Source organism: Nocardioides sp. Arc9.136, assembly GCF_030506255.1.
Lineage (GTDB): Bacteria > Actinomycetota > Actinomycetes > Propionibacteriales > Nocardioidaceae > Nocardioides.
Map to the genome: position 1 here is coordinate 483,750 of NZ_CP113431.1, position 17,536 is coordinate 501,285.

Annotated in this window: 17 protein-coding genes; 13 read left to right on the forward strand and 4 right to left on the reverse strand. The window is 74.4% G+C overall.

Annotation, left to right across the window (positions count from 1 at the left end):
- Positions 1–472 precede the first annotated feature (472 nt).
- The 3 genes from OSR43_RS02255 to OSR43_RS02265 all read right to left on the reverse strand — a co-directional run bounded on the left by OSR43_RS02255 (position 473) and on the right by OSR43_RS02265 (position 2,629).
- A complete protein-coding gene (locus OSR43_RS02255) occupies positions 473–1,150 on the reverse strand; it encodes a response regulator transcription factor (protein WP_302269358.1) in 678 nt (225 codons plus the stop codon).
- A gap of 20 nt (positions 1,151–1,170) precedes the next feature.
- On the reverse strand, positions 1,171–2,418 hold the full coding sequence (locus OSR43_RS02260) for a sensor histidine kinase (protein WP_302269359.1): 1,248 nt from the start codon (positions 2,416–2,418) through the stop codon (positions 1,171–1,173).
- Positions 2,419–2,497: 79 nt separating this feature from the next.
- Entirely contained in the window at positions 2,498–2,629 is a 132-nt protein-coding gene (locus tag OSR43_RS02265) for a hypothetical protein (RefSeq protein ID WP_302269362.1), read from the reverse strand.
- Positions 2,630–2,895: 266 nt separating this feature from the next.
- Between OSR43_RS02265 and OSR43_RS02270 the strand changes: the two genes are divergently transcribed.
- The 10 genes from OSR43_RS02270 (at position 2,896) to OSR43_RS02315 (ending at position 13,474) form a co-directional block, all read left to right on the forward strand.
- Positions 2,896–2,985, forward strand: a complete 90-nt coding sequence (locus tag OSR43_RS02270) for a potassium-transporting ATPase subunit F (protein ID WP_302269363.1) — start codon at positions 2,896–2,898, stop codon at positions 2,983–2,985.
- Entirely contained in the window at positions 2,985–4,643 is a 1,659-nt protein-coding gene (kdpA, locus tag OSR43_RS02275; RefSeq protein WP_302269365.1) for a potassium-transporting ATPase subunit KdpA, read from the forward strand. The genes OSR43_RS02270 and kdpA overlap by 1 nt, the downstream gene beginning before the upstream one ends.
- Complete coding sequence (kdpB, locus tag OSR43_RS02280) at positions 4,640–6,715, forward strand: potassium-transporting ATPase subunit KdpB (protein ID WP_302269367.1); 2,076 nt, start codon at positions 4,640–4,642, stop codon at positions 6,713–6,715. The genes kdpA and kdpB overlap by 4 nt, the downstream gene beginning before the upstream one ends.
- A gap of 5 nt (positions 6,716–6,720) precedes the next feature.
- Positions 6,721–7,308, forward strand: a complete 588-nt coding sequence (kdpC, locus tag OSR43_RS02285; RefSeq protein WP_302269369.1) for a potassium-transporting ATPase subunit KdpC — start codon at positions 6,721–6,723, stop codon at positions 7,306–7,308.
- Between the two features lie 20 nt (positions 7,309–7,328).
- Entirely contained in the window at positions 7,329–9,878 is a 2,550-nt protein-coding gene (locus tag OSR43_RS02290; protein WP_302269371.1) for an ATP-binding protein, read from the forward strand.
- Positions 9,875–10,555 carry a response regulator gene (locus OSR43_RS02295; protein ID WP_302269373.1) on the forward strand — a complete coding sequence of 227 codons (681 nt, stop codon included), beginning with the start codon at positions 9,875–9,877 and terminating at the stop codon, positions 10,553–10,555. Before OSR43_RS02290 ends, OSR43_RS02295 begins: the two co-directional genes overlap by 4 nt.
- The gene (locus OSR43_RS02300) at positions 10,552–10,749 is read left to right on the forward strand and encodes a hypothetical protein (RefSeq protein ID WP_302269374.1); all 198 of its coding nucleotides are present in this window, start codon (positions 10,552–10,554) and stop codon (positions 10,747–10,749) included. Before OSR43_RS02295 ends, OSR43_RS02300 begins: the two co-directional genes overlap by 4 nt.
- A gap of 60 nt (positions 10,750–10,809) precedes the next feature.
- Entirely contained in the window at positions 10,810–11,004 is a 195-nt protein-coding gene (locus tag OSR43_RS02305) for a hypothetical protein (protein WP_302269375.1), read from the forward strand.
- A gap of 125 nt (positions 11,005–11,129) precedes the next feature.
- Positions 11,130–12,560, forward strand: coding sequence for an FAD/NAD(P)-binding protein (locus OSR43_RS02310; RefSeq protein ID WP_302269377.1), 1,431 nt, complete (start codon positions 11,130–11,132; stop codon positions 12,558–12,560).
- 47 nt (positions 12,561–12,607) lie between these two features.
- Complete coding sequence (locus OSR43_RS02315) at positions 12,608–13,474, forward strand: phosphatase PAP2 family protein (protein ID WP_302269378.1); 867 nt, start codon at positions 12,608–12,610, stop codon at positions 13,472–13,474.
- 25 nt (positions 13,475–13,499) lie between these two features.
- Here OSR43_RS02315 and OSR43_RS02320 read toward each other — a convergent pair whose 3' ends face one another.
- Positions 13,500–14,009 carry an Lrp/AsnC family transcriptional regulator gene (locus OSR43_RS02320; RefSeq protein ID WP_302269379.1) on the reverse strand — a complete coding sequence of 170 codons (510 nt, stop codon included), beginning with the start codon at positions 14,007–14,009 and terminating at the stop codon, positions 13,500–13,502.
- Positions 14,010–14,155: 146 nt separating this feature from the next.
- Between OSR43_RS02320 and OSR43_RS02325 the strand changes: the two genes are divergently transcribed.
- The 3 genes from OSR43_RS02325 to OSR43_RS02335 all read left to right on the forward strand — a co-directional run bounded on the left by OSR43_RS02325 (position 14,156) and on the right by OSR43_RS02335 (position 17,533).
- Positions 14,156–14,422 (forward strand): hypothetical protein, encoded by a 267-nt coding sequence (locus OSR43_RS02325; protein ID WP_302269380.1) that lies wholly within the window; start codon positions 14,156–14,158, stop codon positions 14,420–14,422.
- Positions 14,423–14,513: 91 nt separating this feature from the next.
- Positions 14,514–15,893, forward strand: a complete 1,380-nt coding sequence (locus tag OSR43_RS02330) for a serine hydrolase (RefSeq protein WP_302269381.1) — start codon at positions 14,514–14,516, stop codon at positions 15,891–15,893.
- Between the two features lie 77 nt (positions 15,894–15,970).
- A complete protein-coding gene (locus tag OSR43_RS02335) occupies positions 15,971–17,533 on the forward strand; it encodes an ABC transporter substrate-binding protein (protein ID WP_302269383.1) in 1,563 nt (520 codons plus the stop codon).
- The last annotated feature ends 3 nt before the right edge of the window (positions 17,534–17,536 follow it).

The following is a 17,536-nucleotide window of genomic DNA, read 5'->3' on the forward strand; positions in this document are numbered from 1 at the left end:
TGCGGCGACGTTGTGGATTGGCGACGGGGGCTCGACGACGCTCGCTGCTCGACCAGCAGCGGGCTGGCGACGGTGCGCGACCCACGGTGTGCCCGTCCTGTAGCCGCCACCACCGCGACCACCCACCTCACGTAGGCCGCAGGTCGGCTGCCTGGGGTCTCGACGACGCTCGCCGGGGCTCGCTGCTCGACCAGCAGTGCAGGGTCTCGACGACGCTCGCCGGGGCTCGCTGCTCGACCAGCGGTGCGGGGTCTCGACGACGCTCGCCGGGGCTCGCTGCTCGACCAGCGGTGCGGGGTCTCGACGACGCTCGCCGGGGCTCGCTGCTCGACCGGCAGCGCGGGGGTCTCGACGACGCTCGCCGGGGCTCGCTGCTCGACCAGCGGTGGGGGTCTCGACGACGCTCGCCGGGGCTCGCTGCTCGACCAGCGGTGGGGGTCTCGACGACGCTCGCCGGGGCTCGCTGCGTGCGTCAGTCGGGGACGTCGACGACCTTGTTCTGGTAGGCCCAGACGGCGGCCTGGAGGCGGGAGCGGACGCCGAGCTTGGGGAGGATCCGTGCGAGGTGGGACTTGACGGTGGAGACCTCGAGGACGAGCTGCTGGGCGATCTCGTCGTTCGACATGCCCTGCGCGAGCAACAGCACGATGTCGAGCTCGCGTGCGGTGAGCAGGTCGGTCCCCCGGGCGACCGTGACGGGCTGGCTGCGACGGCGCTCGAGCACCTCGCCGACCACGCGCTTGGTGAGCGAGTCGTCGAGCGTGCCGTTGCCGGCGGCGACGGAGCGGACGGCGCGGACGAGCACCTCGGGCTCGGCGTCCTTGAGCTGGAAGCCGGCCGCACCCGCCTCGAGCGCCCCGAACAGGTAGTCGTCGATCTCGAACGTCGTCAGCACCAGCACCGGAACCGGGTCCTCGACGCCGGGCCCGGCCAGGGCGCGGGTCGCGGCGATGCCGTCCATGACCGGCATCCGGATGTCCATGCAGACCACGTCCGGGCGCAGCCGGCGGGCGACCTCGACCGCCTCGCGGCCGTCGACGGCGGTGCCGACGACCTCGATGTCCGGCTCGGCGCCGAGCAGGGTCACGAGGCCGGCTCGCACCAGCGCCTGGTCGTCGGCGACGACCACCCGGACCACAGGACCACCCACAGGACCACTCGCAGGACCAGTCACGCGACCTCCCCCTCCCGCGGCAGCCGCAACCGCACCTGCCACCCGCCATCATCGGTGGGGCCGACGTCGAGGTCGGCGCCGGTGAGCGCGGCGCGCTCCCGCATCCCCACGAGACCGAAGCCCCCGGCGGCTCCCGGCGACCCGGCGGACCCCGCCGCCGCGCCGTCGGCCGGTCCGTTGCGGACGACCACCTCGACGACGCGGTCGTCGCGCGCGTCGACGGTCACCGAGCAGGCCGCCCCGGGGGCGTGCCGGGCGGCGTTGGCGAGAGCCTCCTGGACGGCGCGGTACGCCGCGAGCTGGGCCAGCGGGCCGACCTCGCGGGCCGCGGCCTGCTCGTCGCCCAGCACCGCCAGGGCGACCTCGCGGCCGGTGGCGGCGACGTCGGCCACCAGGGCCCGGACGCCGGCCAGCGTCTCCGGGCGCGCGTCGGAGGCGGGGTCGCCCTCGCGCAGCAGGCCGACCAGGCTGCGCAGGTCGCGCAGGACCGACCTGCTCTGCTGGCGCACCTGGCGCGCGGCCTCCTGGGCGCCGTCGGGGTCGGTCAGGACCTGGCGCTCGAGGGCGGAGGCCATGACGGCGATCCCGGAGAGGTGGTGGGCGGCGATGTCGTGCAGCTCGCGCGCCATGGCGGTCCGCTCCCGGTCGACGGCCGCCCGGACCAGCGCGCTCTGCTCGCGGGCGACCGCGCGCCGCTCGTCCTCGCGGGCCCGCCGGCTCTCGCGGACGGCGGCCACCCAGCTCGCCACGACGAGCACGAGGGCGAGCGTCCCGACGGTCTGGACGACCGCCAGCCCGATCGCGCTCCCGACGGCCAGGCCGGAGTCGCGACCGGCGAGCGCCCCGCCGGCGGCGACGAGCACCGCGGTCACGGCGAGAGCCGGGACGAGCGTGCGCAGGGGGCGGGTGGTCACCGCGACGTACACGGCGAGCACGACCGCCAGGGTGGTCAGGCTGGTGGCGTCACGCGCCCCGGCCAGGGCGGCGAGCGGGGCGGCGACGCCGGTCGCGACCAGCACCGTCCGCGGCCGGAGCCGGGCCCGGGCGAGCGCCCCCGCCTGCGCCAGGAGGGCCACGACCGTGACCCACCACGCCGTACCGCCGGTCGCGGGCAGGGCGGCGGCGTCCTCGGCCTCGAGCGCGGTCGTCGCCAGGAGGGTGCCGACCGAGACGACCGCGCAGCCGACGGCGAGCAGCGCGGCGCGGCGGGTGCGAGGGCTCGGTCCGTGCGGCGACGTACCCACCCCCTCGTCCCCTCGTCCGGCTCCCCGCCGGTGCGCCCGGCGAGCCCGGCGAGCGTAGCGAGCGCCCGGTGCGGCCGGCTCAACCGACGAGGACGCGCATGAGGATCGCGAGGACGGCGGCCAGCGAGCCCGCCGCGGCGAGGAGCAGCACGCCGCCGTACCGGCCGAGGGTGACGAGGCCGGTGTTCAGGGAGGACACGAAGGAGGACATGTCCTCGACGCTAGGTCCGCGCAGCGCCGCCGGAAGGCCCTTGACGGGTCCTTGACGCCCCCGTGACGCCGACCTGACGCCCCGTCCGAGGCACCCCGCCGACGCGCCCCGCCCACACCCGCCCGGCGCCCACTGACGCCCGCCCACACCCGCGGGACGAGCCGGGCTGTGGCGCGGCCGACACCGTCGGCAAGACGGCGTCAATGGCCGTCAAGAACGCGTCAAGACGGCGTCCGGGGCACCGCGGCGGGTCTTGTCTGGGCCGCATGAGTCTTGAGAGCGGCCTTCTCGTCGCAGCAGTCGTCGCCATCGCGGCCTACCTGCTCGCGGCCCTGATCCTCCCGGAGCGTTTCTAGTGTCCGACACCGTCGCGGGGCTGCTGCAGGTAGCGGCCCTCGTCCTCCTGCTGGCACTGGTGCACGTGCCCCTCGGCGACTACATGGCCCGGGTCTTCACCAGCAGCAAGCACCTGCGCGCCGAGCGCGCGCTCTACCGCCTGACCGGGGTCGACCCCCAGGCCGACCAGACGGCCAAGTCCTACGCCGTGAGCGTGGTCGGGTTCTCCCTCGTCAGCCTCGTGGTGCTGATGGGGATCCTCCTCGGCCAGGCGTACCTGCCCTTCGACCGGGACCTGCCCGGCATGGGCTTCTGGATGTCCTTCAACACCGCCGCGTCGTTCGTGGCCAACACCAACTGGCAGTCCTACGGCGGTGAGTCGACCCTCGGCTTCGCCGCCCAGATGGCCGGCCTGGCGGTGCAGAACTTCCTCTCCGCAGCGGTCGGCATCGCGGTCGCCGTCGCGCTGGTCCGGGGCTTCACCCGGGTGCGCAGCGGCCGGATCGGGAACTTCTGGGTCGACCTCACCCGCGGCACGCTGCGGATCCTGCTGCCGATGGCGTTCCTCGCGGCCGTCCTGCTGATGGCCGGCGGCGTCGTGCAGAGCTTCTCGGACTCGACGATGGACACCCTCGCCGGGCACAGCCAGGTGCTGACCGGTGGCCCGGTGGCCAGCCAGGAGGCCATCAAGGAGCTCGGCACCAACGGCGGCGGCTTCTACAACGCCAACTCCGCGCACCCCTTCGAGAACCCCAACGGCTACACGAACCTGCTCGAGATCTTCCTGATGCTGGTGATCCCGATCAGCCTCACCCGGACCCTCGGCACGATGCTCGGCAACCGCCGGCAGGGCCTCGCGGTCCTCGGCACGATGGTGTTCCTGATGGCGGTCTCCCTGACCGTCCTCACCGCGGCCGAGGCCGGCGGCCGCGGCCAGTCCGCCCAGGCGGCAGGTGCGGCGATGGAGGGCAAGGAGACCCGGTTCGGCGAGTGGGCCTCGGCCCTCTTCGGCATGGTCTCCACCGGTACGTCGACCGGCGCGGTGAACGCCTCGCACGACTCCTTCACCCCGACCGGCGGCGGCTCGGTCATGGTCAACATGATGCTCGGCGAGATCACGCCCGGCGGCGTGGGATCCGGCATCTACGGCATCCTCGTGATGGCCGTCGTGGCGGTCTTCATCGCCGGGCTGATGGTCGGCCGCACGCCGGAGCTGTTCGGCAAGAAGATCGGCTCGCGGCAGATGACGTACGTCGCCCTCTACACCCTCACCACCCCCGCCCTCGTGCTCGTCGGCACCGGCGTCGCGATCTCGCTCGGCTCGACCCCCAACGCGATGGGCAACCCCGGCGGCCACGGCTTCAGCGAGGTGCTCTACGCCTACACCTCCGGCGCCAACAACAACGGCAGCGCCTTCGGCGGCATCACCGTCACCTCGGACTTCTTCCAGATCACCATCGGGCTGGCGATGCTGCTCGGCCGGCTGGTCCCGATCGTCCTGGTGCTGCTGCTCGCCGGCTCGCTCGCCGAGCAGGCCACGGTGCCCACGACCGCCGGCACCCTGCCCACCCACAAGCCGCTGTTCGCGGCGCTCCTCGTGGCCGTGATCCTCGTGCTCACCGGCCTCACCTACTTCCCCGCCCTGTCCCTCGGACCCATCGCAGAGGCCCTCGCATGACCGTCACCCCAGCGCCGGCGCAGCAGAACCGCCGTCCGGCTCCCCGCCTCACCCTGCGCCTGCTCGCGGGCCAGGCGCTCGAGCAGCTCCCGGAGGCGCTGCGCAAGCTCGACCCGCGGCACCTGTGGCGCTCGCCGGTCATGTTCCTCGTGTGGCTCGGGTCGGTGGCGACCACCGTCGCCGCCGTCGCCGACCCCAGCGTGTTCGCCGTCAGCCTCGCGGTCTGGCTCTGGCTGACCGTCGTCTTCGGCAACCTCGCCGAGGCCGTCGCCGAGGGGCGCGGCAAGGCGCAGGCCGCCTCGCTGCGGGCCGCCCGGAGCGACACCCAGGCGCGCCGGCTCGACCCCGCGGGCGGTGCGGAGACGCAGGTCCCCAGCACCCAGCTGCGCGTCGGCGACCTGGTGGTCGTCGAGGCCGGCGAGGTCGTGCCCGGTGACGGCGAGATCGTCGAGGGCATCGCCTCGGTCGATGAGTCGGCGATCACCGGCGAGTCCGCCCCGGTCATCCGCGAGGCCGGCGGCGACCGCAGCGCGGTCACCGGCGGCACCACGGTGCTCTCGGACCGGATCGTCGTCCGGATCACCGCCGCCGCGGGCGAGACGTTCCTCGACAAGATGATCGCCCTGGTCGAGGGGACCTCCCGGCGCCGTACCCCCAACGAGATCGCGCTGTCGATCCTCCTGGTGAGCCTGACGCTGGTCTTCCTCGCCGCGGTGGCGACGCTCGCGCCGATGGCGGAGTACGCCGGCGCGCCGCAGGACCTGGTGGTGCTGGTCGCCCTGCTGGTCTGCCTGATCCCCACCACCATCGGCGCGCTGCTCTCCGCGATCGGCATCGCCGGCATGGACCGGCTGGTGCGGGTCAACGTGCTGGCCATGTCGGGCCGGGCCGTCGAGGCCGCGGGCGACGTCAGCACGCTGCTGCTCGACAAGACCGGCACGATCACCTACGGCAACCGGCGTGCCAGCCGGTTCCTCCCGGCGCCGGGGGTCAGCGACGGCGAGCTGCGCGACACCGCCCGCCTGTCCAGCATCGCCGACCAGACGCCCGAGGGGCGCTCGATCGTGGAGTTGGCCCTCCAGCAGGGCGCCGACGACGGCGACCTTCCCTCCGGGGCGACGTTCGTCGAGTTCACCGCCCAGACCCGGATGTCGGGCGTCGACCTGGCCGACGGCACGGAGGTCCGCAAGGGCGCCGCGACCGCCGTCGCGACCTGGCTCGGCGGCACGCCGGAGCCGGCCGTGACCGACGCCGTGGAGGAGATCTCGCGCGCCGGCGGCACGCCGCTGGTCATCGCCTGCAAGCCGGGCGGCGCCGCGGGCGGCCCGGGCCGGGTGCTCGGCGTCGTGCACCTCAAGGACGTCGTCAAGGACGGCATGACCGAGCGGTTCGCCGAGCTCCGCTCGATGGGCATCCGCACGGTGATGATCACCGGCGACAACGCCCTGACCGCCCGTGCCATCGCCGACGAAGCGGGTGTCGACGACTTCCTCGCCGAGGCCACGCCCGAGGACAAGATGGCCTACATCCGCAAGGAGCAGGCCGGTGGCCGGCTGGTCGCGATGACCGGCGACGGCACCAACGACGCCCCGGCGCTGGCCGCCGCGGACGTCGGCGTCGCGATGAACAGCGGGACGGCGGCGGCCAAGGAGGCCGGCAACATGGTCGACCTCGACTCCGACCCGACCAAGCTCATCGACATCGTCGCGATCGGCAAGCAGCTGCTCATCACCCGCGGCGCGCTGACGACGTTCTCCATCGCCAACGACGTGGCGAAGTACTTCGCGATCATCCCGGCGATGTTCGTGGTGGCCTACCCCTCGCTCGACGCGCTCAACATCATGGGGCTGGCCACGCCGCAGTCGGCGATCCTCTCGGCGGTCGTCTTCAACGCGCTGGTCATCGTCGCGCTCATCCCGCTCGCCCTGCGCGGCGTGCGGTTCCGCGCCGCGTCGGCCACCGCGATCCTGCGCCGCAACATGCTCGTCTTCGGTGTCGGCGGCGTCGTCGTGCCGTTCGTCGGCATCAAGCTCATCGACCTCGTCGTCTCCACCATCCCAGGGATCGGCTGACCACCATGCTCACCACACTGCTCACCGACCTCGCCCGCCAGAGCCTCGCGGGCCTGCGTCTCCTGCTCGTCCTCACCGTCGTCCTCGGCATCGGCTACCCGACCGCCGTGTGGGGCGTCGGCCAGGTCCTCGGCGACCGCGCCGCCGGCCAGCCGGTCACCTTCGACGGCGAGGTGGTCGGGTCCCGGCTGCTGGGCCAGCAGTTCGAGGACGACGAGCTCTTCCGCTCCCGGCCCTCGGCCAACGACCACGACAGCCTCGCGTCCGCGCCCAGCAACCTCGGCCCCTCCAACGAGGACCTGCTGGACCTGATCGCCGAGCGCCGCGCCGAGGTGGCCGAGCGCGAGGGCGTCGACCCGGCGGAGGTGCCCGCGGACGCGGTCGCCGCGTCCGGCTCCGGCCTCGACCCGCACATCTCCCCGGAGTACGCCGCGCTGCAGGCTCCGCGCGTCGCCCGCGCCGCGGGCCTGGACCTCGCGGAGGTCGAGGACCTGGTCGAGGAGCACACCGACGGCCGCGGGCTCGGCTTCCTCGGCGAGCCCGGGGTCAACGTGCTCGAGCTCAACCTCGCCCTCGTCGAGCGGCGGGGGTGACCCCCGGCAGGATGGAGCCCGTGGAGGACGGCGTGGGCGGCAGGGGGGACGGCGCCGCGCGCCCCGAGCGAGGCCGGCTGCGCGTCTACCTCGGCGCTGCGCCGGGCGTCGGCAAGACGATGGCGATGCTCGACGAGGGCCACCGGCGCCTCGAGCGGGGCACCGACGTGGTGGTCGGGTACGTCGAGACCCACCAGCGGCCCCGGACGGTCGAGGCCGTCGAGGGGCTCGAGGTGGTCCCGCGCCGCACGATGACCTACCGGGGCACGGCGCACGAGGAGATGGACCTCGACGCCGTCCTGGCCCGGTCGCCGGCCGTGGTGCTCGTCGACGAGCTCGCCCACACCAACGTCCCCGGCAGCCGCTTCGAGAAGCGGTGGCAGGACATCGAGGCGATCCGGGCGGCGGGCATCGAGGTCGTCACGACGGTCAACATCCAGCACCTGGAGTCGCTCAACGACGCCACGGAGGCCATCACCGGCGTCCGGCAGCGGGAGACCGTGCCGGACGAGGTGGTGCGCTCGGCGGACCAGATCGAGCTGGTCGACATGAGCCCGCAGGCGCTGCGCCGGCGGATGGCGCACGGCAACGTCTACGCCCCCGAGAAGGTCGACGCCGCCCTGGCGAAGTACTTCCGCGAGGGCAACCTGACCGCGCTGCGGGAGCTGGCCCTGCTGTGGCTGGCCGACCGGGTCGAGGAGGGGATGGAGCGCTACCGCAGCCAGCACCGCATCGACTCCACGTGGCCGGCGCGCGAGCGCCTGGTCGTCCCCGTCACCGGCGGCCCGGAGTCGGCGACGCTGATGCGGCGCGCCGCCCGGATCGCGTCGCGGGGGTCCGGCACCGAGTGGCGGGCGCTGTACGTCGCCCGCAACGACGGGCTGAGCGCCACCTCGCCGGACCGGCTGGCGGCGCTGCGGGCCAAGGCCGAGGACCTCGGCGGCACGCTGCACACCGCGGTCGGGGACGACCCGGCCGAGGCGATCCTCGCCTTCGCCCGCGCGGAGAACGCCACGCAGCTCATCGTCGGCGCCAGCCGGCGCGGCCGGGTCTCCACCCTGCTGCGGCCCGGCGTGGGGGAGCGGGTGATCGCCGGGGCGGGCGACATCGACATCCACATCGTCACCCACGACCACGCGCGGGCCCGGACGACGTGGCGGCCGCCGGAGGCGCTGAGCCGGCGCCGCCGCCTGGCCGGGTTCGTGCTCGGCGTGCTGGGGCCGCTGCTGGTCAGCGCCCTGCTGGCCTGGACCGACGAGGTGCACGGGCTGCCCACCGAGGCGATGGTGCTCATGGTCGTCGTGGTCGCCACCGCGCTGGTCGGCGGGTTGGTCCCGGCCGTCGTCTCCGCGGTGGGCAGCGGCGTGCTGCTCAACGTGCTGTTCACCCCGCCGCTCTACACGCTCACCATCGACGAGCCGGAGAACGCGGTCGCGATCCTGATCTTCGTGCTGGTCGGCATCGCGGTCGCCACCGTGGTCGACACCGCTGCGCGGCGCACCGCCCAGGCGGTGCGGGCGCGCGCCGAGGCCGACGCCCTCACCGCGCTCTCGCACAGCCTGCTGACCGCCAGCGACGACCTCGACGGGCTGCTCGCGTCCTCCTGCGAGCTCTTCGGTGCCCGTGGGGCCGCCGTCCTGCGCCGCGGCGACGACGGCGCCGAGGAGGTGGTCGCCGGGCACGGCGACGTGCCGACGACGCCGGAGGGCGCAGCCATGGTCGCCGCGATCGACGAGCGCACGACGCTGGTGCTCGCCGGCGCCGACCTCCCGGCGACCGACCGTGGGCTGTTCAACGCCTACGCGGCGTACGCCCGCGTCATGGACGACCGCCGCCGCGCGACGTCCGCGGAGGTCGAGCGGCTGCGGCTCGCCGAGACCGACCGGACCCGCACCGCCCTGCTCGCCGCGGTGTCCCACGACCTCCGCTCGCCGCTGGCGGCGGTGAAGGTCGCGGTCTCCACCCTGCGGACCCCCGAGCTGCGGCTGTCCGACCAGGACCGCACCGACCTCCTGGAGACGATCGAGGACTCCACCGACCACCTCGCGGCGCTCGTCTCCAACCTGCTCGACATGAGCCGGCTGGCCACCGGCACGCTGCGGGTGGCCCTCGCCGAGGTCTCGCTCGCCTCGGTCGTGCGCGGCGCCGTCGGGGTGCTCGACGGAGGCGGCCGGGTCCTGGTCGAGGTGGCCGACGACGTCGCGGTGCTGGCCGACGCCGGCCTCCTCGACCGGGTGGTGGCCAACATCTGCGACAACGCGCTGAAGTACACCCCGCCCGAGGCGGGGATCCGGATCGACGCCGCCGTCGGGCCCGAGCGGGTCACCCTGCGCATCGCCGACAGCGGGCCCGGGGTCGGCGGCGAGGACCACGAGCGGATCTTCGCGCCGTTCCAGCGGCTCGGCGACGTCCCCGGCAGGGACGGCGTCGGGCTCGGGCTGGCCGTGGCCCGGGGCTTCACCGAGGCCATGGGTGGCACGATCAGCACCGAGGAGACGCCGGGCGGTGGCCTGACCTTCGTCCTCGAGCTGCAGGCGCCGGTCCCGGTGCCCTGCGAGGAGCAGCCATGACCTTCGTCCTCGTCGTCGACGACGACCCCGCGATGCGTCGCACCCTCTCGATCAACCTGCGCGCGCGTGACTACGAGGTCGAGACGGCGGCCGACGGTCGCTCGGCCCTGCAGGTCGTCGGGGAGCGCGAGCCCGACGTCGTCCTGCTCGACCTGGGCCTGCCCGACCTGGACGGCACCGCGGTGCTGCGCGGGCTGCGGGCCGTGAGCCAGGTCCCGGTGATCGTGGTCTCGGCGCGCACCGGCTCCGACGACAAGGTGGAGGCCCTCGACCTCGGCGCCGACGACTTCATCACCAAGCCGTTCTCGGTCGAGGAGCTGCTGGCCCGGGTCCGGGCGGCGGCCCGGCGGGCCGGCACCGCGGAGCCGCCCCTGCGCGTGGAGGTCGACGGGCTGGTGCTGGACGTGACCGACTCCCGCGCGCTGCGCGACGGCGTCGAGGTCCACCTGACCCCGATCGAGTGGCGCATCGTCGAGCAGCTGGTCCGCGGCGGCGGCCGGCTCGTCCGCCAGTCGACGCTGCTGCACGAGGTGTGGGGGCCGGCGTACGCGCGGCAGACGAACTACCTGCGCGTGCACCTGGCCAGCATCCGCCGCAAGCTCGAGGCGGACCCGGCGCACCCGCGGCTGTTCACCACCGAGCCCGGCATGGGCTACCGCTTCCACCCGGCCGGGTGACGCGGCGGTGGGCGAGCGCGCCGAAGCGGCTCCTGCTGACCGTGCTGGTGGTGTCCAGCCTGGTCGTCCTTGTCGGACAGGTCCAGGACGGGGACGTGCTCCGGGCGGTCGCGTGGGCGGCCGTGGCGGTGTTCTGGCTCGTGCTCGCCGTGCGCCGGTGGCGCGCGCCAGGCCCCGCCGGGCGCGCGGAGTAGCCGCGCACGCGGCTCCTCGTCGTCCGGGGCGCCCGGGGGCGGTGCCGTACGGTCGCCGGCATGGACTGGAGAGGCAGGGAGTCGACCCCGGCGGAGAACGGGCTGGGCGTGGGCGCCGCGCTCGGCATCGGGCTCTTCGTGATGACCGGCAACGCCGCCTTCGTCGCCATCGGCATCGGGGTCGGCCTCGCGATCGGGGCCGGCGCGGGATCGAGCCGGAGGCCGCGCACGGACCCCGTCGACCCGGAGCGGTAGGGACGTCCACGACGAGCGGCCGACGCGCCGGGCCGCCGGCCGGTGCTGTCACCAAGTCGCTGGAGTAGAGTGAACAAGGTGACTTTGGAACACGTCGTCCCGTCCTCGCTCCGGAGGTCCCGCTGATGCGCGTCGTGGTCGTCGGCGGCGGCGCGGCCGGATCGCTGGTGCTGCTCCACCTCGCCCGCGGCGCGGTGGCGCACCGGGACGGGCGCGGGGGCCCCCTCGAGCCGGTCGACGTGGTCCTGCTGGACCCGGGCGAGCAGGTCAGCGGCGCGGCGTTCAGCACGACCGACCCGCGCCACCTGCTCAACGTCCCGGCGTCCGGCATGTCCGTGGACGCCGAGCACCGCTTCGACTTCGTCGACTGGTGCGTGACCCAGGGCCTGCTGGCCGAGGGGGCGGCGCCGTACTGGTTCGCACCGCGGCGCGAGTGGGCGCGCTACCTGCGCGAGCGGCTCGCGGCGGCCCTCGCGGACGCCGGCGACCTGGTCTCCGTGCGGCACGTGCGGTGCGCCGCGACCGCCGTCGACCGCGCCGGCGACGGCGTCCGGGTGACCCTCGCGGACGGCGCCGTCGTCGACGGCGACCGGCTGGTGCTCGCCACCGGGCTGCCGAGCGTCGGCGAGGACTGGGCGCCCCGCGACCTCACCGGCCAGGAGCGGTACGTCGCCGACCCCTGGCTCCCCGGCGCGCTCGCGCCGGTCGTGGACGGTGGCGGCGACGTCGTCGTGGTCGGGACCGGCCTGACGATGGTGGACGTGGCCGTGAGCATCCTCGGGTCCTCGCCGGAGCGCCGCGTGGTCGCCTGCTCGCGCGCCGGCCGGCTGCCGCAGCCGCACGCCGGGAGCTACCTCGGCGAGGTCGTCCCGGACGTGACCGGCTGGGGCGGCACGCTCGCCGAGGTGCGCGCGGCGGTCGCCGAGCACCTCGACGACGTCGTGGCCACCCGGGGCGACTGGCGACCCGCGGTCGACGGCATCCGCTACCGCGTGGCCGACCTCTGGGCGCGGCTGGACGCCGCCGACCGGGCGACGTTCCTCCGCGAGGTGGCGGGGACCTGGGGGGTGCACCGACACCGGATGCCCCCGTCGACCGCGTCGGTGGTCGACGAGGCCGCCGAGGAGGGCCGCCTGGAGGTCCGCGCCGGCGGCGTCGTCGGCGTCGAGCCCGCCCGCGACGGCTGGGTCGTGGAGCTCGCCGGAGGCGAGCGGGTCACCGCCCGCTGGCTGGTCAACTGCACCGGCCCGCGCTCGGACCTGCGCCGCCTCGGCGACCCGGTCCTGGACTCGTTGCTCGGGCTGGACGGCACGTCCGCCCTCGCCGCGACCGACCCGCTCGGCCTGGGGCTCGCGACGCTGGACGGCCGGGTCGTCGACGCGACCGGCGACCTGCAGCCGGTGTGGACGCTGGGCGCCCTGCGGCGCGGCGAGCTCTGGGAGTCCACGGCGATCCCGGAGATCCGGGTCCAGGCGGCCCGCGTGGCCGCCGACCTGCTCGACGAGGCCGTGAACGCCGCGGCCCCGCTCGGGCGGCTGCAGCACCAGCCCGGCTGAGCGGGGGCCGTTCCGGCGTTGCACCGGGCTGGTGACCAAGAAGACGGGTGTCCGCCCTGGACGGACCGGGCCGGGCGAGCCCACAGTGGGAGGTCGACATCGCCGTCCGCACGGGAGCCCGCCGCCACACCATGTCCGCCGTCCGCACCGACCTCGCCGCCGAACCGACCGCCCCTCCGAGCCGGTCGCGGCTGCGACTCGTCCGGGACGCGGCCGCCGAGCTGCTGCTCGTGCTGGTGCTCTTCGGGCTCTACAAGGCGGGCCGCGGGCTGATCGCCGGCCGCGAGTCCCTCGCGCTGCAGCACGGGGAGCTCGTGCACCACGCCGAGACGGTCCTGCGGCTGCCGTCGGAGGCGGCGATCCAGGCGGCGGTGGCGTCCGAGGCGCTGTTCCGGGCGGCGAACAGCTACTACACCGCCGTGCACTTCCCGTTGATGGTCGCGTTCCTCGTCTGGGGCTTCGCGCGCCGCTCGCGCGCGGAGTACCGGTGGGCCCGCAACCTGCTGACCATCCAGACCGGCGCGGCGCTGGCCATCCACACGCTGTTCCCGCTCGCGCCGCCGCGGATGTTCCCCGAGCTGGGGTTCGTCGACACGATGACGCGCTTCGGCCCCTCGCCGTACGAGGGCGCCAGCGCGGACGTCGCCAACCAGTTCGCCGCCATGCCCAGCCTCCACGTCGGCTGGGCGGTGCTCATCGCGTACGTCGTCGCGCGGACCGGTCCGCGGTGGCTGGCGGTCGTCGCGGCCGGCCACGCGGTGCTCACCACCGCGATCGTGGTGGTGACGGCCAACCACTGGTGGCTCGACGCGATGGTCGGGGTGCTGCTGCTCGTCGTCGCCGACCTCGCCCTCGGGACCCTGGACCTCCGGCCCCGCTCCGCCCAGGACGCCGCGGCGGCCCGCGTCCCCTGACGGGGGTCGAGGCGGATCCGGCCGCTCACCCGCCCGGGGCGGTGGGGGTGGAGCGTCCCCAGCCGGCGGTGCGGGTGAGCTTGTCCAGCAGCGGCTGCACGCGGTGGGGGACCGGGGTGGCGACGGTGAACGTCGAGGTGGTCTTGCGGACGCCGTCGATCGCGACGATCGAGGCGGTCAGCTGCTGCAGCTCCTCGAGGGAGGCGATCGCGACCTGGGCCAGGAGGTCCTCGCGGCCGGCCTGGATGCGGACCTCCAGCACCTCGGGCAGGGCGCTGAGCCCCTCGACGATCGCGCCCATCAGCCGCTGGTCGATCTCGAGGGTGACCGTGGCCCGCACCGGGAGCCCCACGCGGGAGAGGTCGATGACCGGTTGGAAGCCGAGCAGGATCCCCTCGGTCTCGAGCCGGCGCATCCGCAGCTGCACCGTCGTGCGGCTCACGCCGAGGGCCGAGGCGAGCTCGGCGACGCCGACCCGGGCGTTCGCGGTGAGCCGGGCGAGGATCTCGACGTCGAGACGATCGATGGTTGGCACGGTGACCACTTCCGTCCGGCTCGGGGAGCGCTTGGTTGGCAGGATGCACACTAGTCGCGCGCTGGCTTGACCTCCCTGCAGCGCCCTCGCACGCTGAGGCCTCCAGATCGCCCGGCGGGAGCCCCCGCCGTACAGAGGGAGCCGCCATGACGATGACGCCGACCCGGACGACGCCCGCCTGGGAGCGGCTCAGCGTGGTCTTCGACGCCACCTGCGACGCCCCGCTGCTGGTGGTCTCCTCCCTGATGGCGCGGCGCGCGCTCGACGTCCGCTCCGCGTCGCTGGTCGAGGACGACGGCGGCCGGCTGCGCTTCGAGGCGGTGGTCCGCGGGCGCGACCAGCGGGTGCGCTCGGTCCTCTGCGCGCTCCAGTCCCGGGCCGGCGTGCTCGACGCCGAGGTGGCGCCGGCGTGACGAGCGCCTTGTCGGCGGCGACAGACAGGCGCCGCCGAAGTCGTGCGGCTCGACCAACACGGCGGCGGGGGCGGCTCCTAGCGTCCAGGAGGTGACCTCACTCAGCGACGTGCAGCGCTGGCTCGACGAGTCGATGCCGGCCCTCCTGGCGAAGCACGACGTCCCGGGCGCAGCCTGGGCCGTCCTCAAGGACGGGGCGGTCGTCGACGGCGCGACCGGCCTCCTCAGCACGGCCACCGGCGTCGAGGCCACCACGGACTCGGTCTTCCAGATCGGCTCGATCACCAAGCTGTGGACCAGCACCCTGGTCATGCAGCTGGTCGACGAGGGCCTGCTGGACCTCGACGACCGGGTCCAGCAGCACCTGCCGGCGCTGCGGCTGCGCGACGCCGACGCCGCCGCGTCGATCACGGTGCGCCAGCTGCTGAACCACACCGCGGGGTTCGAGGGCGACATCTTCACCGACACCGGCCCCGGCGACGACGCGATCGAGAAGTACGTCGAGGTGCTGGCCGACGTGCCGCAGCTCTTCCCGCCCGGCCAGCAGTTCTCCTACAACAACGCCGGCTACTGCCTGCTCGGCCGCCTCGTCGAGGTGCTGCGCGAGAAGACGTACGACGCGTGCCTGCGCGAGCACCTCTTCGCACCGCTCGGGCTCACCCACGCCGCGACCAGCCCCTACGAGGCGATCCTCTTCCGCGCCGCCGTCGGGCACGTCCAGCCGGCGCCCGACGCGCCGTACGAGCCGGCGCCCATCTGGGCGATGGCCCGGTCCAACTCCCCGGCCGGGACGATGCTCTCGATGCGGGCGCGCGACCTGGTGACCTTCGCCCGGATGCACCTCGAGGACGGCCGCTCCGCCACCGGCGAGCAGGTGCTCGCCCCCGGGACCGCCGCGCGGATGCAGGCCCGCGCCGTGGAGGTCCCGTACACCGGGATCATGGGCTCCTCGTGGGGCCTGGGTTTCGAGCGCTTCGACATGCCCGAGGGCGACGTCGTGGGCCACGACGGCAACACCATCGGGCAGAGCGCCTTCCTGCGGATGGTGCCCGAGGCCGGCCTGGCCGTCGCGCTGCTGACCAACGGCGGCGACGTCTTCGCGCTCTACCACGACGTCGTCGGGCGCCTGGTCGCCGAGCTCGGCGGCACCGCCATCCCCACGCTGCCCACGCCGCCGCTCGAGCACGAGCCGGTCGACGCGAGCCGGTACGTCGGCACCTACTCCGCCGAGGTGCTCGACCTGGTCGTGCGCCAGGACGACGACCAGCGGATCTGGCTCGACACCGTGTACAAGGGTGTCTTCGCCGACATGCCCCCGGAGCCGCCGACCGAGCTGGTGCCCTTCGGGCCCGACAGCCTGATCCCGCTCGAGCCGGACCGCGGGATGCACATGCCCCACAACTTCCTGGGCGACGACGGCTCGGGGCACGCCCGCTACCTGCACCTCGGCCGCGCCTTCCAGCGCGCCTGACCCGCACCTCCACCCCCGCACCACCCACCCGCACCACCCAGATCTCCACCACCGACAGGGGAACCGCGATGAACCGAATGGCTGCACCGTTGGGACTGTGCCTGGCCGCGGCCGCACTGGTGGGCTGCGGCGCCACCGGCGGCGGCTCGGGCGGCGGCGGGGAGGGCGGTGGCGGTGGCGGCGACGTCGTGGACGGCGGGACCTTCACGATGGCCATCAACGCCGACCCGGGGAACCTCGACCCGCAGTCGTCGGTGTCCAGCGCGCTGTTCAGCGTCAGCCAGCTGCCCTACGACCGGCTGCTGAACATCGACTTCGAGAGCGGCGAGATCCGTTCGGGGCTGGCGTCGGACTGGGAGGTCGACGGCACCACGATCGAGCTCACCCTCGAGGAGGGCATCACCTGCTCCGACGGCTCGGAGCTGACCGCGGCCGACGTGGTCGCCAATCTCGAGCACGTCGCGGACCCGAAGAACAAGAGCCCCTTCCTCGGCACGTTCCTGCCGGTCGGGGTCGAGGCGACGGCCGACGAGGCCGCCGGCACGGTCACCGTGACGCTCGCCGAGCCGGCGCCGTTCGCCCTGCAGGGACTGGCCAACGTGCCGATCATCTGCGCGGCCGGGCTGGAGGACCGCGCGTCCCTCGCCGACCAGAGCAACGGCACCGGTCCCTACGAGCTCACCGAGGCGGCGCCGGGCGACAGCTACACCTACGCCATCCGCGAGGGCTACACGTGGGGCCCCGACGGCGCCTCGACCGACACCGAGGGCATGCCCGACACCATCGTGGTCAAGATCGTGCAGAACGAGTCGACCGCCGCGAACCTGCTGCTGTCCGGCCAGCTCAACGGGGCCGTCGTCACCGGGCCCGACGCCAAGCGGCTCGAGGGCGCCGGCCTGACGTCGTACGACACCGCGACGCTGAGCGGCGAGCAGTTCTACAACCAGGCCGAGGGCCGTGCCACCAGCGACCCGGAGGTGCGCCTCGCGCTCACCCAGGCGCTGGACCTCGAGGAGCTGCAGCGGGTGCTCACCTCCGGCGAGGGCGGTCCGGCCACGACCCTGGCCGCGCTCGACCCGGTCGCCTGCCCCGGCGACTCGGTGAGCGGGGCGCTCCCCGCGCAGGACACCGACGCCGCCGCGCAGGTGCTCTCCGCCGCCGACCTGCCGGAGCTGACCTTCCTCTTCGACCCCAGCGGCGGCAGCGGCGTCGGCGCCGCGGCGGAGCTGGCGGTGCAGCAGTGGAAGGCCGCCGGGGTCACGGTGAAGCCCAAGCCGCAGAACGGCACGGCGATCCAGCAGACCGTCTTCGGCACCGGCGACTGGGACATCGCCTGGCTGCCGCTCAACGTCAACAGCCCCGACCAGCTCGTGCCGTTCCTCTCCGGGCCCGGCATCGACGAGGGCGGGACGAACTTCGCCGGCATCGCCAACGACGACTACGAGGCCGGCGTCCAGGACGCCTCCGCGATGGTCGGGCAGGAGGGCTGCGACACCTGGCTGGAGGCGGAGTCGAACCTGGTCGCCGCCGCCGACGTGGTGCCCTTCGCCAACACCGTGGGCAAGACGTGGCAGCAGGGTGCGGAGTTCGAGTACCCCGGCCAGATGGTGCCGACCAGCATCCGCATGCTGGCCGAGTGACCC